Source organism: Burkholderia sp. AcTa6-5 (genome assembly GCF_017815075.1).
GTDB lineage: Bacteria > Pseudomonadota > Gammaproteobacteria > Burkholderiales > Burkholderiaceae > Burkholderia > Burkholderia sola.
Genome location: NZ_JAGIQE010000003.1, coordinates 282731 through 301867, shown reverse-complemented (window position 1 = coordinate 301867; position 19137 = coordinate 282731). Strand labels below are relative to the sequence as shown.

General features: G+C 66.0%; 21 protein-coding genes. 12 read left to right on the top strand and 9 right to left on the bottom strand.

What is annotated here, in order from left to right; translation table 11 throughout:
* Window positions 1-36: 36 nt before the first annotated feature.
* The 3 genes from J8I33_RS06495 (at window position 37) to nadC (ending at window position 3377) form a co-directional block, all read left to right on the top strand.
* A complete protein-coding gene (locus tag J8I33_RS06495; RefSeq protein WP_089488751.1) occupies window positions 37-1233 on the top strand; it encodes an acyl-CoA desaturase in 1197 nt (398 codons plus the stop codon).
* 129 nt (window positions 1234-1362) lie between these two features.
* Window positions 1363-2499, top strand: coding sequence for a quinolinate synthase NadA (gene nadA / locus J8I33_RS06490; RefSeq protein ID WP_050017553.1), 1137 nt, complete (start codon window positions 1363-1365; stop codon window positions 2497-2499).
* Window positions 2496-3377, top strand: a complete 882-nt coding sequence (nadC, locus tag J8I33_RS06485; protein WP_209926337.1) for a carboxylating nicotinate-nucleotide diphosphorylase — start codon at window positions 2496-2498, stop codon at window positions 3375-3377. Before nadA ends, nadC begins: the two co-directional genes overlap by 4 nt.
* 96 nt (window positions 3378-3473) lie before the next feature.
* Here the strand turns inward: nadC and nadB are convergent, their stop codons facing one another.
* The 4 genes from nadB to radC all read right to left on the bottom strand — a co-directional run bounded on the left by nadB (window position 3474) and on the right by radC (window position 6651).
* Window positions 3474-5060 carry an L-aspartate oxidase gene (gene nadB, locus J8I33_RS06480; protein WP_124654685.1) on the bottom strand — a complete coding sequence of 529 codons (1587 nt, stop codon included), beginning with the start codon at window positions 5058-5060 and terminating at the stop codon, window positions 3474-3476.
* Between the two features lie 160 nt (window positions 5061-5220).
* A complete protein-coding gene (rpmG, locus tag J8I33_RS06475; protein WP_006478046.1) occupies window positions 5221-5388 on the bottom strand; it encodes a 50S ribosomal protein L33 in 168 nt (55 codons plus the stop codon).
* A 17-nt stretch (window positions 5389-5405) separates the two neighbouring features.
* Window positions 5406-5639 (bottom strand): 50S ribosomal protein L28, encoded by a 234-nt coding sequence (rpmB, locus tag J8I33_RS06470; RefSeq protein ID WP_004186391.1) that lies wholly within the window; start codon window positions 5637-5639, stop codon window positions 5406-5408.
* 238 nt (window positions 5640-5877) lie between these two features.
* Window positions 5878-6651, bottom strand: a complete 774-nt coding sequence (gene radC / locus J8I33_RS06465) for a DNA repair protein RadC (protein WP_050017535.1) — start codon at window positions 6649-6651, stop codon at window positions 5878-5880.
* 135 nt (window positions 6652-6786) lie between these two features.
* Here radC and J8I33_RS06460 point away from each other — a divergent pair, with 135 nt between their 5' ends.
* From J8I33_RS06460 to J8I33_RS06425, 8 genes are all read left to right on the top strand, one after another.
* Complete coding sequence (locus tag J8I33_RS06460; RefSeq protein WP_069233031.1) at window positions 6787-7242, top strand: peptidylprolyl isomerase; 456 nt, start codon at window positions 6787-6789, stop codon at window positions 7240-7242.
* A gap of 2 nt (window positions 7243-7244) precedes the next feature.
* Window positions 7245-8225: a 4-hydroxy-3-methylbut-2-enyl diphosphate reductase gene (gene ispH, locus J8I33_RS06455; RefSeq protein ID WP_050017533.1), complete on the top strand. Its 981-nt coding sequence runs from the start codon at window positions 7245-7247 to the stop codon at window positions 8223-8225.
* 269 nt (window positions 8226-8494) lie between these two features.
* A complete protein-coding gene (locus J8I33_RS06450) occupies window positions 8495-9139 on the top strand; it encodes an amino acid-binding protein (protein WP_209933954.1) in 645 nt (214 codons plus the stop codon).
* 211 nt (window positions 9140-9350) lie between these two features.
* Window positions 9351-10301: a branched-chain amino acid ABC transporter permease gene (locus J8I33_RS06445; RefSeq protein WP_021160758.1), complete on the top strand. Its 951-nt coding sequence runs from the start codon at window positions 9351-9353 to the stop codon at window positions 10299-10301.
* Between the two features lie 19 nt (window positions 10302-10320).
* Entirely contained in the window at window positions 10321-11490 is a 1170-nt protein-coding gene (locus J8I33_RS06440; protein ID WP_006488940.1) for an ABC transporter ATP-binding protein, read from the top strand.
* A 23-nt stretch (window positions 11491-11513) separates the two neighbouring features.
* On the top strand, window positions 11514-12290 hold the full coding sequence (locus tag J8I33_RS06435) for an ABC transporter ATP-binding protein (protein ID WP_050017531.1): 777 nt from the start codon (window positions 11514-11516) through the stop codon (window positions 12288-12290).
* On the top strand, window positions 12290-13006 hold the full coding sequence (locus tag J8I33_RS06430; protein ID WP_050017530.1) for an ABC transporter ATP-binding protein: 717 nt from the start codon (window positions 12290-12292) through the stop codon (window positions 13004-13006). Before J8I33_RS06435 ends, J8I33_RS06430 begins: the two co-directional genes overlap by 1 nt.
* A 236-nt stretch (window positions 13007-13242) precedes the next feature.
* The gene (locus J8I33_RS06425) at window positions 13243-13914 is read left to right on the top strand and encodes a DUF2278 family protein (RefSeq protein ID WP_050017528.1); all 672 of its coding nucleotides are present in this window, start codon (window positions 13243-13245) and stop codon (window positions 13912-13914) included.
* A 24-nt stretch (window positions 13915-13938) separates the two neighbouring features.
* Here J8I33_RS06425 and J8I33_RS06420 read toward each other — a convergent pair whose 3' ends face one another.
* The 3 genes from J8I33_RS06420 to J8I33_RS06410 form a co-directional block, all read right to left on the bottom strand.
* On the bottom strand, window positions 13939-14394 hold the full coding sequence (locus tag J8I33_RS06420) for a GNAT family acetyltransferase (protein WP_050017527.1): 456 nt from the start codon (window positions 14392-14394) through the stop codon (window positions 13939-13941).
* A 13-nt stretch (window positions 14395-14407) separates the two neighbouring features.
* Entirely contained in the window at window positions 14408-15592 is a 1185-nt protein-coding gene (locus J8I33_RS06415) for an acetylornithine transaminase (RefSeq protein ID WP_050017526.1), read from the bottom strand.
* Window positions 15593-15884: 292 nt separating this feature from the next.
* Complete coding sequence (locus J8I33_RS06410; RefSeq protein WP_050017525.1) at window positions 15885-16916, bottom strand: CDP-6-deoxy-delta-3,4-glucoseen reductase; 1032 nt, start codon at window positions 16914-16916, stop codon at window positions 15885-15887.
* 107 nt (window positions 16917-17023) lie between these two features.
* Here J8I33_RS06410 and J8I33_RS06405 point away from each other — a divergent pair, with 107 nt between their 5' ends.
* Window positions 17024-18049, top strand: coding sequence for an NAD-dependent epimerase/dehydratase family protein (locus J8I33_RS06405; RefSeq protein WP_209926346.1), 1026 nt, complete (start codon window positions 17024-17026; stop codon window positions 18047-18049).
* On the opposite strand, the gene J8I33_RS06400 is transcribed toward J8I33_RS06405, so the two are convergent.
* Both J8I33_RS06400 and J8I33_RS06395 read right to left on the bottom strand, forming a co-directional pair.
* Window positions 18042-18230: a hypothetical protein gene (locus J8I33_RS06400; RefSeq protein WP_050017523.1), complete on the bottom strand. Its 189-nt coding sequence runs from the start codon at window positions 18228-18230 to the stop codon at window positions 18042-18044. The two genes, J8I33_RS06405 and J8I33_RS06400, sit on opposite strands and share 8 nt — an antisense overlap.
* A gap of 106 nt (window positions 18231-18336) precedes the next feature.
* Window positions 18337-19053: a 16S rRNA pseudouridine(516) synthase gene (locus J8I33_RS06395; protein WP_209933947.1), complete on the bottom strand. Its 717-nt coding sequence runs from the start codon at window positions 19051-19053 to the stop codon at window positions 18337-18339.
* Window positions 19054-19137: the final 84 nt, after the last annotated feature.

Below are 19137 nucleotides of genomic sequence, written 5' to 3'. Positions count from 1 at the left end.
GCCAGCGTGGCGTCGCTCTCATCACGGGTAACTGCCTTGTTGAATTCTGTGCTCGATTTTCTTTCCCACGGGCTCCTGCATTTTTCGTGGTGGCAAGTCGCGTTGTTCGCGCTCGCCGTCACGCACGTCACGATCATCGGCGTGACCGTCTACCTGCACCGCTGCCAGGCGCACCGCGCACTGGAGCTGCATCCGATCGCGAGCCACTTCTTCCGGTTCTGGCTGTGGATGACCACCGGCATGCTGACCGGCCAGTGGGCCGCGATTCACCGCAAGCACCACGCGAAGTGCGAGACCGAGGAAGATCCGCACAGCCCGCAGACGCGCGGCATCTGGAAGGTGTTCCTCGAAGGCGCCGAGCTGTACCGCGCGGAAGCGAAGAACGAAGAGACGATGCGCAAGTTCAGCCACGGCACGCCGAACGACTGGCTCGAGCGCAATGTGTACTCGAAGTACCCGATTCTCGGCATCAGCATGATGATGGTGATCGACGTCGCGCTGTTCGGCGTGCTCGGCCTGACCGTGTGGGCCGTGCAGATGGTCTGGATTCCGTTCTGGGCCGCTGGCGTCGTGAACGGCTTCGGTCACTTCTGGGGCTATCGCAACTTCAACTCGGCTGACGCGAGCACGAACCTGTTCCCGTGGGGCATCGTGATCGGCGGCGAGGAACTGCACAACAACCACCACACGTTCGCGACGTCGGCGAAGCTGTCGAACAAGTGGTACGAGTTCGACATCGGCTGGATGTACATCCGCATCATGTCGGCCTTCGGTCTCGCGAAGGTGAAGAAGGTCGCGCCGACGCCGCGCCTGAACAAGCCGAAGACGGTGCTCGATCAGGAAACGCTGCAGGCCGTGCTGTCGAACCGCTACGAAGTGATGGCGCGCTACGGCAAGGCCGTGAAGCGTGCGTACCGTCAGGAGCTCGCGCATCTGAAGGAACTCGGTTCGAGCGAGAAGTACCAGCTGATGCGCGGCGCGCGCAAATGGTTCCACAAGGACGCCGACGGCCTCGACGAGCCGCAGAAGAAGCTGCTGCCGGAAATCTTCGCGAACAGCCAGAAGCTGCATACGTACTTCCAACTGCGCCAGGATCTCGCCGCGATCTGGGATCGTTCGACCGCATCGCGCGAACAGCTTCTCGCGCAATTGCAGGATTGGTGCCATCGCGCAGAACAAAGCGGCATCAAGGCGCTGCAGGAATTCGCGACACGCCTGCGTCGCTACGCCTGATTCGAAATCGATTAGAATCTCAGGACGTCACAAACCCCGCGTTGGCGGGGTTTTTTCATTTGGGCCGCTGGTTTTTGACGGATCGGCGGCGCCGGGATTGGTATGAGGTTTGGGGCAGGAGATATGGAGATGCAATCGACGATCAAACCCGTCGAGTACGACCGGCCCATCGCAACGGGGACCGTGTGTGGCGTCGGACAGGCATGGGCCAAGGTGCCCGACGCGCCGTCCGCCGAGGAGCGCGCTGCGCTGAAGGCGCGTATCAAGGCGTTGCTCGCCCGTGAAAAGGCCGTGCTGGTCGCCCACTACTACGTGGATGCCGAACTGCAGGAGCTGGCCGACGAAACGGGCGGCTGCGTCGCGGATTCGCTCGAAATGGCCCGCTTCGGCCGCGATCACGACGCGCAGACGCTGGTCGTCGCCGGCGTGCGCTTCATGGGCGAAACCGCGAAGATCCTGAGCCCGAACAAGCGGATCCTGATGCCCGACCTCGACGCGACCTGTTCGCTCGACCTCGGCTGCCCGGTCGACGAATTCTCGGCGTTCTGCGATGCGCATCCGGACCGTACCGTCGTCGTCTACGCGAACACCAGCGCGGCCGTGAAGGCGCGCGCGGACTGGATGGTCACGTCGTCGATCGGCCTCGAGATCGTTGCCGACCTGCATGCGCGCGGCGAAAAGATCATCTGGGCGCCGGACCGCCATCTGGGCAGCTATATCCAGAAGAAAACCGGTGCCGACATGCTGCTGTGGCAGGGCTCGTGCCTCGTCCACGACGAGTTCAAGGGCATCGAGCTCGACCTGCTGCGCGCCGAATATCCGGACGCGAAGGTGCTCGTACATCCCGAGTCGCCGGAAAACGTCGTGGCGCAGGCCGATGTCGTCGGTTCGACCACGCAACTGATCGACGCGGCCGTCAAGTTCGACGCGAAACGCTTCATCGTCGCGACCGATCTCGGCATCCTGCACAAGATGCAGCTTGCCGCGCCCGGCAAGACCTTCATCGCCGCGCCGACGGCCGGCAACAGCGCGACCTGCAAGAGCTGCGCGCACTGCCCGTGGATGGCGATGAACGGCCTCGCGAACCTCGCCGACGTGCTCGAACGCGGTCACAACGAGATCTTCGTCGATCCGGCGATCGGCGAGCGCGCGCGTTTGCCGATCGACCGGATGCTCGAATTCGCGGCTGCACACAAGAAGCGCGTGCAGGCGAGCGGCGACCTGCAGCGCGACCAGCAACTGTTCGCGAACGTGGGGCCCGCATGAGCAACGCCGTCTCCCCGCTGTTCGACGCCGTCCGCGCCCAATACGGCGCGGCATTCGACGAAGCGATCGCGCGCAACGTGGCCGATGCGATCGCCGAAGACGTCGGCCGCGGCGACCAGACCGGGCGCCTCGTGCCGGCCGGCGAGCGCCGCCGTGCGCGGATCATCGTGCGCGAGGAAGCCGTGCTGTGCGGCGTGCCGTGGTTCGAGGGCGTGATCGCACGGATCGATCCGTCGATCGTCGTGCAATGGCGCTATCGCGAAGGCGACCGGATGACGCCGGATTCGACCGTGTGCGAACTCGAAGGGCCGGCGCGCGCGCTGCTGACGGCCGAGCGCAACGGGCTGAACTTCCTGCAGTTGCTGTCGGGTGTCGCGACCGCGACGCGCCGTTACGTCGATCGCGTCGAAGGCACGCGCGCGAAGATCCTCGACACACGCAAGACGCTGCCGGGGCTGCGGCTCGCGCAGAAGTACGCGGTGCGCGTGGGTGGCGGTGAGAACCAGCGTCTCGCGCTGTACGACGGCATCCTGATCAAGGAGAACCACATCGCGGCGGCAGGCGGTGTCGGCGAGGCGCTCGACGCGGCGTTCGCGCTGGAGTCGGGCGTGCCGGTGCAGGTCGAAGTCGAGACGCTCGCGCAGCTCGACACGGCGCTCGCGCATCGCGCGCAGTCGGTGCTGCTCGACAACTTCACGCTCGACATGATGCGCGAAGCGGTGCGCGTGACGGCGGCCAGGGCCGTGCTCGAAGTGTCGGGCGGCGTCAATTTCGATACGGTGCGTGCGTTCGCGGAGACGGGCGTCGATCGTATCTCGATCGGCGCGCTGACGAAGGACGTGCGGGCGACCGACTATTCGATGCGGATCGTCGACTGACCGAAACGCGTTCGTCAGACAAAAAGCCGTTGGCGCGCACACGCCAACGGCTTTTTTCTTGGGCTGCGGTCGCCGCCGGGAAGGGCAACGCGCCGCTCAGCGGCGCGAGCGCGGCGTGAGTACGCTCGGCAGCGCCTTCGGCAGCGTATGCGGCCAGTCGCGGCTGTAGTGCAGCCCGCGGCTTTCGCGGCGCGAGTACGCGCTTTTCACGATCAGCGTGGCCACGTCGACGAGGTTGCGCAGTTCGAGCAGATCGCGCGTCACGCGGAAATTCGCGTAGTACTCGTGGATCTCGTCGCGCAGCAGCGACAGCCGGTGCTTCGCGCGCTCGAGGCGCTTGTCGGTGCGCACGATGCCGACGTAGTTCCACATCAGGCGGCGCAGTTCGTCCCAGTTGTGGGCCACGACGACTTCCTCGTCCGCATCCGACACGCGGCTTTCGTCCCATGCGGGCAGTGCGGTGGGCGTTTGGGCGTCGAAGCCGGCCGCATCGATCGCCTCGGCCGCCGCGCGGCCGATCACGAGGCATTCGAGCAGCGAGTTGCTCGCGAGCCGGTTCGCGCCGTGCAGCCCCGTGTACGACGTTTCACCGACCGCATACAGGCCGGCGAGATCGGTGCGCCCCGCGAGATCGGTGACGACGCCGCCGCACGTATAGTGCGCGGCCGGCACGACGGGGATCGGTTGTTTCGCGATGTCGATGCCGAATTCGAGGCAGCGCGCATGAATCGTCGGGAAATGTTCGCGCAGGAACGCTTCCGGCTGATGGCTGATGTCGAGATACACGCAGTCGATCCCGCGCTTCTTGATCTCGAAGTCGATCGCGCGTGCGACGATGTCGCGCGGCGCGAGCTCGGCGCGCGGATCGTGTGCGGGCATGAAGCGCGTGCCGTCGGGCAGCTTCAGCAGGCCGCCTTCGCCGCGCACGGCTTCCGAAATCAGGAACGACTTCGCGTACGGATGGAACAGGCAGGTCGGGTGGAACTGGATGAATTCCATGTTCGACACGCGGCAGCCTGCCCGCCATGCCATCGCGATGCCGTCGCCGGTCGCGGTGTCGGGGTTCGTCGTGTACAGGTAGACCTTGCCCGCGCCGCCGGTGGCGAGCACCGTATGCGGCGCCTCGATCGTGATCGTGCGGTCGTGGTCGACGTCGAGCGCATACAGGCCATGACAGCGGCGGCCGGGCAGGCCGAGCCGGTCCGACGTGATCAGGTCGATCGCGTGGTGGTTTTCGAAGAACGTGATGTTCGGATGCTGGCGCGCGCGCGCCGACAGCGTCGCGAGCACCGCATGGCCGGTCGCATCGGCCGCATGGATGATCCGGCGGTGACTGTGGCCGCCTTCGCGCGTCAGGTGAAAGCCGAGTTCGGCCGCGTCGTCCTTCGTGAACGGCACGCCTTGCGAGATCAGCCATTCGATCGCTTCGCGGCCGTGCTCGACGATGTAGCGCGTCGCGCCTTCGTCGCACAGCCCGCCACCGGCGACCAGCGTGTCGTCGACGTGGTTCTCGATGCTGTCCGCCGAGTCGAGGACCGCCGCGATGCCGCCCTGCGCGTGATCGCTTGCCCCCTCCATCATCGAACGTTTCGCGATCAGCGCGACACGTCGCGTGCTGGCCAGGTTGAGTGCGACCGACAGCCCTGCCAGGCCGCTGCCGACGATCGCCACGTCGAATTTCATGCTGCATCTCCATCGTTACGCTTTTTGATCTTGCGTTCCGTCGGTCGTCGCCGCGGAAAGGGGAGAGCATACCGCGTCGGGCGCGAGCGCGCGCGCCAAAACAAAAAGCCCCGCAGGAGCGGGGCTTTTCGGTCGCCGTCAGGCTGGCAGAAACCGGAGATTACTTGATCTTGGTTTCTTTGTATTCCACATGCTTGCGGACGACGGGATCGAACTTCTTGATCGCCATCTTTTCCGGCATGTTGCGCTTGTTCTTCGTGGTCGTGTAGAAGTGACCCGTACCAGCGGTCGACTCAAGCTTGATCTTGTCGCGGGCGCCTTTTGCCATGATTCTGCTCCTTGGGCTTAGGCTTCGCCGCGTGCGCGCAGGTCAGCGAGCACGGAATCGATGCCGTTCTTGTCGATCAGGCGCAGACCGGCGTTCGAGACGCGCAGACGCACCCAGCGGTTTTCGCTCTCAACCCAGAACCGGCGGTTTTGCAGGTTCGGGAGGAAGCGGCGCTTCGTCTTGTTGTTGGCGTGGGAAACGTTGTTGCCGCTCATCGGCGCTTTCCCAGTTACTTGGCATACGCGTGCCATGAGAGCACTCCTAATACGCTAAATTCGGGGTTCGATCGCCGGTGAAGGTTCCATCGCACCGCCACGTGATCCATGGCTGCACTCAGAACGCCGTAGCCCTTACAGACAAGGCCCTTCGATGGCTAGAACTGGTTGGAAAAAAGACAGACGGCGATTCTAGCAGAAAAAGTTCAGAAAAATCAAACCTAATTTCGCTTCGCCGTTGCGGCGCCCTGGGGAAGGGCCGCCGCGCCACAGTCTACAGCCAACCGGCCCGTGCGAACGAAAAAGTATCGCTGACGCCGACGACGACGTGATCGAGCAGCCGCACGTCGACGAGCTCGAGCGCGTCCTTCAGCACGCGGGTCAGGCGGCGGTCTTCCGCGCTCGGCTGCACCGCGCCCGACGGATGGTTGTGCGCGACGATCAGCGCGGCGGCGTTCTGTTTCATCGCCTGCCGCACGATCTCGCGCGGGTAGACGGCCATGCGCGTGAGCGAGCCGCGCGCGATTTCCTCGATGTCGATCATGCGGTTGCGGGCGTCCAGGTAGACCGCGACGAACACTTCGTGCGGGAGCGTGCCGATCTTCATGCGCAGGCAATCCTCGACGGCGCCGGGCGAATCGATCTGCATGCCGTCCCGTGCTTTTTCCTCCAGCATGCGCCGGGCGATCTCGGTGACCGCGACCAGCCGCGCGGAGCGCGCGGGGCCGATGCCGGGGTGCGCCTCGAAATCGTCGGCGCCCGCTTCGAGCAATCCGCGCAGCGACTTGTATTGATCGATCAGTTCGCGGGCGATGACGAAGACGTCGTGACCGGGCTTGCCGGTGCCGAGCAGCAGCGCGATCAGCTCGTCGTCGGTCAGCGCGGCCGGCCCGCGCTCCAGCAGTCGTTCGCGCGGCCGCTCGGGCCGCCAGTCGGCCGGGCGGCGCTTGCGCCGGTTGATCGGGATGACGCGGGCCGGCGAATCGGCCGGCGCGTCGGCGGTGTCGCGGCATTCGGCCGACGGCAGGATGAGGCAGGGTGATGGCATGGTCTGAACTCCATTGGCGGCGGGCGGCATGCGCGACGTCGTCGCACTTTCCGCCTTGCACGCTCAGGTGACTTACAATATTGGCTTTGCGCCGGGCCATTCGGCCGTAGCGGGCGCCGACCGAACGAGTAATTCATGAGCCTCATCGATCTATCCGAAGTGAAGCCCGGTTCCCACGTCACGTTGCATTACCGGCTCGCACTGGCCGACGGCGCCGACATCGTCAACACCTTCTCGGACAAGCCGGCCACGCTGTTGCTGGGAGCGGGGCAACTGGCGCCGTCGCTGGAACAGATTCTGCTCGGGCTCCGGGTCGGCGACCACTCGACTTTTCAGCTAGCGCCCGAGCAGGGGTTCGGTCCCCGCAATCCCGACATGCTCCAGCGCGTGACGCTGTCGACGCTGCGCGAGAACGGGATGGTCGGCGACGACTTCACGCCGGGCGAACTCATCGAGTTCAACGCACCGGATGGCGGTCGCTACGCGGGGGTGCTGAAGGAAGTCAGCGAGACCTCGGCGCTGTTCGACTTCAACCATCCGCTCGCGGGCCAGGCGCTCACGTTCGAAGTGAAAATCATCGGAATCCTGTAATCATGAGTACCACCGATACGCTGTCCGGGCAGACCGTCGCCGCCGACGCCGAAATCCTGCTGGCCCAGCCGCGCGGTTTCTGCGCGGGCGTCGACCGCGCGATCGAGATCGTCGAGCGCGCCATCGCGATGCACGGCGCGCCGATCTACGTGCGTCACGAAATCGTCCACAACAAGTACGTGGTCGAGGATCTGAGGAAGAAGGGCGCGATCTTCGTCGAGGAGCTCGAGGAAGTGCCGGCCGGCAATACCGTGATCTTCAGTGCGCACGGTGTGTCGAAAGCCGTGCGCGACGAGGCCGACGTGCGCGGCCTGCGCATTTACGACGCAACCTGCCCGCTCGTCACGAAGGTGCACGTCGAAGTGGCGAAGATGCGCCAGGATGGCGTCGACATCGTCATGATCGGGCACAAGGGCCATCCGGAAGTCGAAGGCACGATGGGCCAGGTCGAGCGCGGCATGCACCTCGTCGAAAGCGTCGAGGACGTACAGAAGCTCGAGCTCGCCGATCCCGAACGCATCGCGCTCGTCACGCAGACGACGCTGTCCGTCGACGACGCGGCCGAGATCATCGGCGCGCTGAAGGCGAAGTATCCGAAGATCCGCGAGCCGAAGAAGCAGGACATCTGCTACGCGACGCAGAACCGCCAGGACGCGGTGAAGTTCATGGCGCCGCAATGCGATGTCGTGATCGTGGTCGGCAGCCCGAACAGCTCGAACTCGAGCCGGCTGCGCGAAGTGGCCGAAAAGCGCGGCGTGGCCGCGTACATGGTCGATGCACCGGACCAGATCGATCCGGCGTGGGTCGCCGGCAAGCGCCGCATCGGCGTGACGGCCGGCGCGTCGGCGCCCGAGGTGCTCGCCCAGGCCGTGATCGCGCGGCTGCGCGAACTCGGCGTGCGCAACGTCCGCGCACTCGACGGCATCGAGGAAAACGTGTCGTTTCCGCTGCCGCGCGGGTTGAACCTGCCGCCCGCCGCCTGATTGCCGCATCGCACCCCGCGGAACACCGAAGCGCGCCTTCCCGGCGCGCTTTTTTTGTGCCTCGAAATTCATATCGCAACCATTATTCCCAGCGATGGTGCAACCCGGTTGCTCTCGGCTCGCGCAATCGTGTCTCAAAATTGGTTGCAATGCAGGAAAACCCCATCGAATCAGGAATATTGGCGGCCTATAAATGGAGTTACAATGCGGCCGTTTTCAAGCCGGAATGGCTTTGAAACGGGTTTTGGCAAGGCGCGGGAGACCATTCAATGCATGTGAAGTTGGCTTACGCCGTGTCCGTCGCCGCACCGGTTGCAATGCTTGCCGGTTGCAGCAAAAAGAGCGACGACGGGGCGGGCAGGAAGGCTGCGGGGTTCGCGGCACCATCGGCCAGCGGCGTGCGCGCCGCCGGAACCGGACGGGCGGCGCCATCGGCGCGCCGTCTCGTGCAACAGGGCAGGGACAAGGAAAACGGGGCACGTTTGACGATCGAGGAAATCAACGCGCTTGGACCGGCGACCGGTCCGGCAGCGGGCATGCCGGCTGCATCGGGGCAAGCCGCCGGTCGACGGAAGCCGGACGATCGCGGCGTTGCCGGCAGCGTGCAGACGCCTCTGTTCCCCCTTCAATTCGATTCGACGAAACAGCGCGCCGCCGCGACCGACCGTGTCGTGGCGCGCCGTCTGGTTCGTACGATGGATTCCGATGCAGTCCTGACGAACGTCGGGCGCGGCCGTCGCAACGCCTTGTCGGGCGACGTGGCGCGGAATCCGATCCGTCCTGGCGCGATGCTTGCATGGCACCGGACGGACCAAGGCACGGATGCCGGGAAACCGGACGACGGCCGTCTCGGCATGCTGCCCCACGACTTCAAGGAGGCCACGAACACCGTCCTCGATGTCGTGACGATTTAGCGACGGGACTCATGACGGCACCGGATCAGTGCGGTGCCGTTTTTGTATCCGCTCCGGCGGCAGGTCCGGCCGTACAGGCCGGGCGGCGCGCGCCGGGACGATCCACCCTTACCGGTATCGACTAGTACCCGCAGTGTCGCCGAGAAGGCGCGATTCCTCGCTTACCCGCGGGGCGCAACGTCCTCCGGCAGCACGGGCCAAGGAGCTTTAAATGGATATTTTCGTCCAGCAGGTTCTCAACGGGCTGGTGCTCGGCAGTGTGTACGCCATCATCGCGTTGGGATACACGATGGTGTACGGCATTCTCGGCATCATCAACTTCGCGCACGGCGACGTGCTGATGATCGGCGCGATGGTCGCGCTGTCGGCCATCACCGTGCTGCAGAATCACTTTCCCGGACTCGGCAACGTCGCGACGCTGACGATCGGCCTGGGCATCGCCGCGGTCGTCTGTGCGTTCGTCGGCTTCACGATCGAGCGCGTCGCGTACCGGCCGCTGCGCCGCGCGCCGCGCCTCGCGCCGCTGATCACCGCGATCGGCGTGTCGATCCTGCTGCAGACGGCTGCGATGATCATCTGGTCGCGCAACCCGCTGCCGTTCCCGCAATTGCTGCCGACCGACCCGATCAACGTGATCAAGGCCACCGACACGACGCCCGGCGCCGTGATCTCGGTCACCGAAATCGTGATCATCGCGGTCGCGTTCCTCGTGATGGGCGGCCTGCTGCTGCTCGTGCACAAGACCAAGCTCGGCCGCGCGATGCGCGCGATCGCCGAAAGCCCGAATACGGCGAGCCTGATGGGCGTGAACCCGAACTTCGTGATCTCCGCGACGTTCATGATCGGCTCCGCGCTCGCCGCGCTGGCCGGCGTGATGATCGCGTCCGAATACGGCAACGTGCACTTCTACATGGGCTTCATCCCCGGCATGAAGGCGTTCACGGCCGCGGTGCTCGGCGGGATCGGCAACCTCGGCGGCGCGATGGTCGGCGGCGTGCTGCTCGGCCTGATCGAGCAGCTCGGGGCCGGCTACATCGGCAACCTCACGGGCGGCGTATTCGGCAGTAACTATCAGGACGTGTTCGCCTTCGTCGTGCTGATCATCGTGCTGGTGTTCCGTCCGTCCGGCCTGCTGGGCGAACGGGTCGCGGACCGCGCGTAACGGAAGGGGAGCAAACAACATGACATCCATTCAACCGATCGAATCGTCGACGTCGCTCGTCGAAGAGCGCAACACCGCCAAGACCGTCGTCATCGGCCTCCTCACTGCGGTCCTCGTGATCGCCGCGCCGATCGTGATCGGCTCGGCCGGCGGCAACTACTGGGTCCGCGTGCTCGACTTCGCGATGCTGTACGTGATGCTCGCGCTGGGCCTGAACGTGGTGGTCGGCTTCGCCGGCCTGCTCGACCTCGGCTACATCGCGTTCTACGCGGTGGGCGCGTACACGGCGGCGCTCCTGAGCTCGCCGCACCTGACCTCGCAGTTCGAGTGGATCGCGGCGCTCGCGCCGAACGGCCTGCACGTGCCGTTCCTGCTGATCGTGCCGATCGCGATGGCGCTCGCGGCGACCTTCGGGATCCTGCTCGGCGCGCCGACGCTGCGCCTGCGCGGCGACTACCTGGCGATCGTCACGCTCGGCTTCGGTGAAATCGTCCGGATCTTCATGAACAACCTCGACCGTCCGGTGAACATCACCAACGGCCCGAAGGGGATCACGGGCATCGATCCGGTGCACGTCGGCGGCTTCAACCTGTCGCAGACGCATACGCTGTTCGGCTTCCAGCTGCCGTCGGTGTACATGTACTACTACCTGTTCGTGCTCTGCTCGCTGCTGGTGATCTGGGTGTGTACGCGTCTGCAGCACTCGCGTATCGGCCGCGCGTGGGCCGCGATCCGCGAAGACGAGATCGCCGCGAAGGCAATGGGCATCAACACCCGTAACGTGAAGCTGCTCGCGTTCGCGATGGGCGCGTCGTTCGGCGGCCTGTCGGGCTCGATGTTCGGCGCGTTCCAGGGCTTCGTGTCGCCCGAGTCGTTCACGTTCTGGGAATCGATCGTCGTGCTCGCGTGCGTGGTGCTCGGCGGCATGGGCCACATCCCGGGCGTGATCCTGGGTGCGGTGCTGCTCGCGATCTTCCCGGAATTCCTGCGTTCGACGATGAGCCCGCTGCAGCATGCGCTGTTCGGTCATGACATCGTCGATACGGAAGTGATCCGTCAGGCGCTGTACGGCCTCGCGATGGTGATCATCATGCTGTATCGCTCGGAAGGCCTGTGGCCCGCGCCGAAGCATGAGGACAAGATCGCGAAACTGGCGAAGCGCAACAGCAAGAAGCCGGTGCGCGCGTAACCTACGGACAAGGGGATAAACACATGAGCGACAAGCAAATCCGACTGTCCGTCTCGGGCGTGAACAAGCGCTTCGGCGGGCTGCAGGCGCTGTCCGACGTCGGCCTGCAGATCAAGGAAGGCGAGATCTACGGGCTGATCGGCCCGAACGGCGCCGGCAAGACCACGTTCTTCAACGTGATCACGGGCCTTTACACGCCGGACTCCGGCGACTTCAAGCTGGACGGCACGAACTACACGCCGACGGCCGTGCACCAGGTGGCCAAGGCCGGCATCGCGCGCACGTTCCAGAACATCCGCCTGTTCGGCGGGATGACGGCGCTCGAGAACGTGATGGTGGGCCGCCACGTGCGCACCAAGCACGGGCTGCTCGGCGCGGTGTTCCAGACGCCGGCCGAACGTCAGGAAGAGCGCGAGATCAAGGAACGCGCGATCGAGCTGCTCGACTACGTCGGCGTGCTGCAGTACGCGGACTACACGTCGCGCAACCTGTCGTACGGTCACCAGCGCCGGCTGGAAATCGCCCGTGCATTGGCGACCGACCCGAAGCTGCTCGCGCTCGACGAGCCGGCAGCCGGGATGAACGCGACCGAGAAGGTCGAACTCACGCGCCTGCTCGACAAGATCCGTTCGGACGGCCGCACGATCCTGCTGATCGAGCACGACGTGAAGCTCGTGATGGGGCTGTGCAACCGGATGACGGTGCTCGATTACGGCAAGGTGATCGCCGAGGGTCTGCCGCAGGACGTGCAGAAGAATCCGAAGGTGATTGAGGCATATCTCGGCGCAGGGGTGCACTGATGGCAGCGGCAATGTTGAAAATCAAGGGCTTGCAGGTCAACTACGGCGGCATCCAGGCCGTCAAGGGCGTTGACATGGAAGTCCGCCAGGGCGAGCTCGTGACGCTGATCGGCGCGAACGGCGCCGGCAAGACCACGACGATGAAGGCGATCACCGGCCTGAAGCCGTACTCGGCGGGCGACATCGAGTACGACGGCAAGTCGATCAAGGGCGTGCCGTCGCACGAGCTGCTCAAGCGCGGCCTCGCGATGGTGCCGGAAGGCCGCGGGATCTTCGCGCGGATGTCGATCATCGAGAACATGCAGATGGGCGCGTACCTGCGCAACGACAACGACCAGATCAAGAAGGACGTCGACCGGATGTTCGGCTTCTTCCCGCGCCTGAAGGAACGGGCGACGCAGCTCGCGGGCACGCTGTCGGGCGGCGAGCAGCAGATGCTGGCGATGTCGCGCGCGATTCTGAGCAAGCCGAAGCTGCTGCTGCTCGACGAGCCGTCGATGGGGTTGTCGCCGATCATGGTCGAGAAGATCTTCGAAGTGGTGCGCGAGATCTCGAAGGAAGGCATCACGGTGCTGCTGGTCGAGCAGAACGCACGCCTCGCGCTGCAGGCAGCCGATCGCGGCTACGTGATGGACTCGGGCACGGTCACGATGGAAGGCGACGCGAAGCAGATGCTCGACGATCCGAAGGTGCGCGCCGCGTATCTGGGCGAGTAAGCGATCGAACGAACGAGTCCGGTTGCGCGCGTCGCACCCGGGCTGTCGAAAGCCGTTACGGGAAACCGTGACGGCTTTTTTTCGTATGGGGCGATTCGCGTCGAACTGTGCGCACGAAGGCGACTCCATTCGACTATTGGATCGTGCATGCGGCTGGCGCGCCGGCCGCCCGCAGCCCGCAAACCGACACACGGGCCGCGTAGCATCGATTACCCATCGGCACACGGAGAACGCGCATGAGTCTGGACTACGGTTTCGTGAAGGCGAAGGTGAAGTCGATCGCGAAGCTGAAGGGTTCGCCGCACGGCAGCGAGATCCAGTATCACGTTCACCTGACGCTGGCGCTGCCGGCAGGTGACTGGGACGTCGCGATCAACGTCGGTACCAACGACGCGGACGACCTGCTGAACTACAAGCTCGTCTACGATTTCCATCATCCGGTCACGCAGACGCTCGCGGCCGCGGCCGAAGGCTACACGGACCTGACCGGGCAAACGGCGTTGCCCGCGCTCGACTATCTGCGCAGCGACATCCTGGGCGACACGGGCGCGTGGCGCGCGAGTGCGGTGATGGACGGCACCGAGCATCCGGAGCCGATCCCGTCGCTGCTGCGGCTCGTGAACGCCGCGCAGTCGCAGGGGCTCGACGTCGTGGTGTTCGGCCGCACCTATGCGCAAGGCAACGGCATCCACGACACGCACATGAACCAGGGCTCGACGGGGCCGAACTACCTGCATCGCGCGGGCGACGACCACAACGATCACAACGACGTGTGGCAGGACGGCGCGCTGCTCGTGCGCGTGAGCGACACGCAGTGGGCCGCGTATTTCGCGGCGTTCGAGCAGCAGGCCGTGCCGACCGACGCGCTCGGCAATCCGCTGCCGGGCGCGGGGCCGATCACGCGCTGAGCCGCGCGGCGGCCGGCGGCGGTTTTACGCGACCGGCAGCGTCTTGCCGAACGAGATGCGTTCCTCGACGCGATAGCCGAGCGCTGCGTAGAAGCGGCATGCATCGTCGTTGCCGGGCAGCACCTGCAGGTTGATCTTCATGCAGCCGCGCGCGGCGAGCGCGCGTTCCGCATGCGCGATCAGCGCGCGGCCGACGCCGAGCCGGCGCGCGTCGTTCGCGACGCCGAACGAGTAGAGCCAGCCGCGATGTCCGTCGAAACCGGCCATCAGCGTGCCGACGACGCGCGCGCCGCTGATCGCGACGAAGAACAGTTCCGGCTGCGTCGCGAGCTTCAACTCGATCGATCGCAGCGGATCGCGGTGCGGGGGCGCACCGGTCTCGTCGTACTGCGGGAACGCGTCGCGCCATACCGCGAGCACGGCATCGGTGTCGGCGCGTTCGAACGGGCGGATCGCGACAGCATCGGCGGCGGCATTCATCGCGGCGGTCTCCTTACAGCGTGTCGAGGATCGACCGCAGCATCGCCATCATCTGGTCGATTTCCTCGGTCGTCACGTTCAGCGCGGGCATGAAGCGCAGCAGGTTCGGCCGTGCGGCGTTCAGCAGCAGGCCGTCCGGTTGCATGTCGCGCGCCTTCTCGACGATCTGCGGGCCGATGTCCTTGCCGAGCAGCAGCGCGCGCAGCAGGCCTTCGCCGCGCTCGCCCTCGAAGCCGCGTTCCTCCGACAGCTCGAGCAGCTTGCGCTTCAGATACTCGCTGCGCGCGCGCACCCCTTCGAGGAAGCCGGGCGCGACGAGCTGCGAGATCACCGAATAGCCGACCGCCGTCATCAGCGGGTTGCCGTTGTACGTGCCGCCCTGGTCGCCGGCCTCGAACACCGCGACATCGGCCTTCGACAGCAGCGCGCCGAGCGGTACGCCGCCGCCGATGCCCTTCGCGAGCGTCATGACGTCCGGCTCGATGCCGGACAGCTCGTACGCGAACAGCGTGCCCGCGCGGCCGCAGCCGCTCTGCACTTCGTCGACGATCAGCAGCAGGTTGTGCTGCTTCGTCAGCGCGCGCAGCGCCTGCATGAATTCACGCGTGGCCGGGATCACGCCGCCTTCGCCCTGGATCGGCTCGAGCATCACGGCGACGGTCTTGTCGGTGATCAGCTTCTCGACCGACTCGATGTTGTTCAGCTCGGCCTTCGGGAAGCCCGGCACCTGCGGCGCGTAGATCGTGTCCCAGCCCGGCTTGCCGCTGGCCGACATCGTCGCGAGCGTGCGGCCGTGGAAGCTGTGGTCGAACGTGATGATCTCGTACGCGCCGTTCCTGAACTTGCGGCCCCACTTGCGCGCGAGCTTGATCGCGCCTTCATTAGCCTCGGCGCCGCTGTTCGTGAAGAACACCTTGTCGAACACGCTGTGCTGCGTGAGCAGGCCCGCGAGCTTCGCCATCGGCTCGTTGTAGAACGCCGGCGACGGATTCAGCAGCTTGTCGGCCTGCGTCTTCAGCGCTTCGACGATGCCGTCGTTGCAGTGGCCGAGGCTGTTGACGGCCCAGCCCTGGATGAAGTCCAGATAGCGCTTGCCCGTGTGATCGTAGAGCCACGAACCCTTGCCGTGCGTAAACACGATGTCGGGGCGGTTCGTGATGTACATCAGCGAGTCGATCGGATAATCGTTCAGGGGCATGGCAGCAGACTCCAGCGGGCGTTGAAAGGGAAACGGGCAATAAAAAAGCCACGGAAGGCCGTGGCTGGTGGGTCGAACAGCTTGTGCGTAACCGGTGAAGCGGAGGAGGGTTACGCGCGAGTCCGTGACGAGCCGGCGGCATCCGGGCGGAGCGGCGAGCGGCGACGTCGGAGAGCGGACAGGAAGCGGTTCATGTGCGCAAGCATAAGGCATCCCGCGCCCCACTGTAAACCGCCGCGATGCCACGGATGTGACACGGCGGCGCGCAGCGGGGCGCGGGCGCGCCCGCCGCTCAGACGGGATGCGCGAGGTCGGCGGCGCTCGTGAACGAGTCCGCGTAGAACTCGTCGGCCGGCAGCGCGTGGTGCTGCGTGAAGTCGCGCTGCGCGGATTCGACCATCACCGGCGCGCCGCACGCATAGACCTGGTGGCCGGACAGATCGGGCAGGTCCTCGATCACCGCCCGGTGGACGAAGCCCGTGCGGCCCGTCCACCGGTCGGCGTCGTCCGGCTCGGAGAGCACCGGCACGTACTTGAAGTTCGGGATCTCGCGCGCCCACTGCTCGGCGAGTTCGGCGAGATAGATGTCCTTCTTGCGGCGCGCGCCCCAGTAGAGCGTCATCGGACGCGTGATGCCCGAGTGCTTCACGTGCTCGATGATCGCCTTGATCGGCGCGAAGCCGGTGCCCGACGCGAGCAGCACGATCGGCTTGTCGGAATCCTCGCGCAGGAAGAACGTGCCGAGCGGGCCTTCGAAGCGCAGGATGTCGCGCTCCTTCATCGCGCCGAATACGTGGTCGGTGAACTTGCCGCCCGGCATGTGGCGGATGTGCAGCTCGATCGGGCCTTCCTCGTGCGGCGCGTTCGCCATCGAGTAGCTGCGGCGCGAGCCGTCCTTCAGGATGAATTCGACGTACTGGCCCGCGAGGTACTGCAGGCGTTCGTTGGCCGGCAACTGCAGCTTCACGACCATCACGTCGTCCGCCTTGCGTTCGAGCGCGGCGATCCGGCACGGCAGCTTCTTCACCTGCACGCCGTCGACGCCGGCGATTTCGCGCACGTCGATCTCGAGGTCGCATTGCGCCTTCGAGCAGCACAGCAGCGCGAGGCCGCGCGTGCGTTCGTCGTTGGACAGCGCCGACGCGGCGTGCGGGCCCTGTTCGATCTGGCCCGACACGATCTGGCCCTTGCAGGAGCCGCACGCGCCGTTCTTGCAGCCGTACGGCAGATGGACGTTCTGGCGCAGCGCGGCCGCCAGCACGGTTTCATCCGACTCGACCTGGAATTGCCGGCCGCTTTGCTTGAGAGTGACGTTGAATGCCATAGAACCAAACTAGAACAAAATGGGGGGACCGTGCATGTCGCGCACGGCAGCTACAATGCAAAACCGTTGCGCGTCGCGCAACGGCGGCTACTGATCTCGCAACCAACATGATCGCGACACGAATCCTGCGCCGGCCGCGCGTACTGATCGTCGGCTGCGGCGACGTCGGCATGCGCTGCGTCGCGCAATGGCGTGACGCGCGCCCCGACCTGCGCATCCTCGCGCTGACGAGCCACCCGGCTCGCCGCGACGAACTGCGCGCCGCGGGCGCGACGCCGATCGTCGGCGACCTCGATCGCCGGGCGACGCTCGGCCGCCTCGCGGGCCTTGCCCGCACGATCCTGCATCTCGCGCCGCCGCCATCCGGCGGCCGCGACGACCGGCGCACGCGTGCACTGATCGCCGCAACGTCCATGCCCGCGCGTCGGCCGGCGGTACCGCCGGCATCGGCAGTCGGCCGGCTCCGAACGCTGCGCGGCGCGGCGCGACAGGCCGGCGCGTCCGTTCGGGCAGCGCGTATTGTACCCGAGGGTCTTCGCGCGCCGAGGCTGGTCTACGCCAGCACGACGGGCGTCTACGGCGACTGCGGCGGCGCGCGCATCGACGAAACGCACCCGCTGCGCCCCGCGAACCCGCGCGCATTCCGGCGCGTGTCGGCCGAGCGGCAACTGCGTGCGGCGACGGTGCGCGGCGTGCTGTCCGCGCGCATCGTGCGCATTCCCGGCATCTATGCGGCGAACCGTCTGCCGGTCGCGCGGCTCGAGCGCGGTACGCCGGCGCTCGAGCCGGCCGACGACGTGTACACGAATCACATCCACGCGGACGATCTCGCGGCGATCCTGCGTCGTGCGGCCGAGCGCGGCAAGCCGGCGCGCGCCGTGCACGCGTCGGACGATACCGAACTGCGGATGGGAGAGTATTTCGACCGGGTCGCGCAGGTGCTCGGCCTGCCGAAGCCGCCGCGTGTCAGCCGCGCGGACGCGGAGCGCGTGCTCGAGCCGACGCTGCTGTCGTTCATGCGCGAGTCGCGGCGCCTGTCCAACGCACGGCTCAAGGCCGAATTGTGCGTGACGTTGCGCTATCCGACCGTAGACGATTTCCTTCAAACGCTCGCGCCGGGCGGCGTCAGGTGAGCGCCGGTAACGCCTCGATCAGCAGGAAGCACAGCAGCGCACCGATCAGCGCGCCGATCAGGTTCGGATGATATTTGTGCTTCAGATGCATCGCGGCCAGCAGGCCGCCGATCACGATGACGCCGATGACCGCGAACGCGATCATCACGGACGACAGTTCGAAAGAATGGTTGATGTTCATGATGTCTCCCCCTGCATCACTGCTCTTGCAGCTTGTGATTTCAGTATAGCGGGGGAACCTGCAGCCGAGAGGCCGCCAGGCACCGAACGGTCGTGCGGATTTTCCCTTACAGGGTTTGGACGGGATTGCGCAGCATGGAAAGGTCGGCTTCGTCGAGCCACCGCCATGCGCCCGGCGCGAGATCGGCCGGCAGCGTGAACCCGCCGATGCTTTCGCGGTGCAGCAATTCGACGCGGTTGCTCGCCGCCGCGACCATCCGCTTGACCTGGTGGTATTTGCCTTCGAGCACGGTCAGCGCGAGCATGTGCGGGGCGCGGGCGTCCGCGGCGACGGCCGCGATCGGCTTCGGCTCGCCATGTAGTTGCACGCCGGTGCGCAGCGCGTGCAATTGCGCATCGTCGAGCGGGTGGCGCACGGTCGCGACGTAGGTCTTCGGCACCTTGCGCTTCGGCGACGTGTACGCGTGCACGAACTGGCCGTCGTCGGACAACAGCAACAGGCCGGTCGTGTCCTGGTCGAGCCGGCCGACGCACTGCACGCCGCGCGCGACGAGCGGCGCGGGCAACAGGCTGAACACGCTCGCATGGTGCTGCGGATCGCGCGAGCATTCGTAGCCGGCCGGCTTGTTGAGCGCGAGATACGCGCGTGCGTGGAACGGCCAGGCCGTATCGTCGACCGTGAACACGAGGCCGTCGGTATCGAAGGTGGCGTCCGGGTCGGGCGCGACGGCGCCCGCGACGGCGACGCGGCCTGCTTCGATCAGGCCGCGGCACTGGCGGCGCGAGCCGAAGCCCTGGGTGTAGAGAATGCTTTCGAGATCCATAGCGCGCGCATTCTATCAAGCGCCGGCGCCCGACCGGCATGAACGCGTCTGCGCTGGTAAGCTGCCGGAACTGCGCCGCGCGAG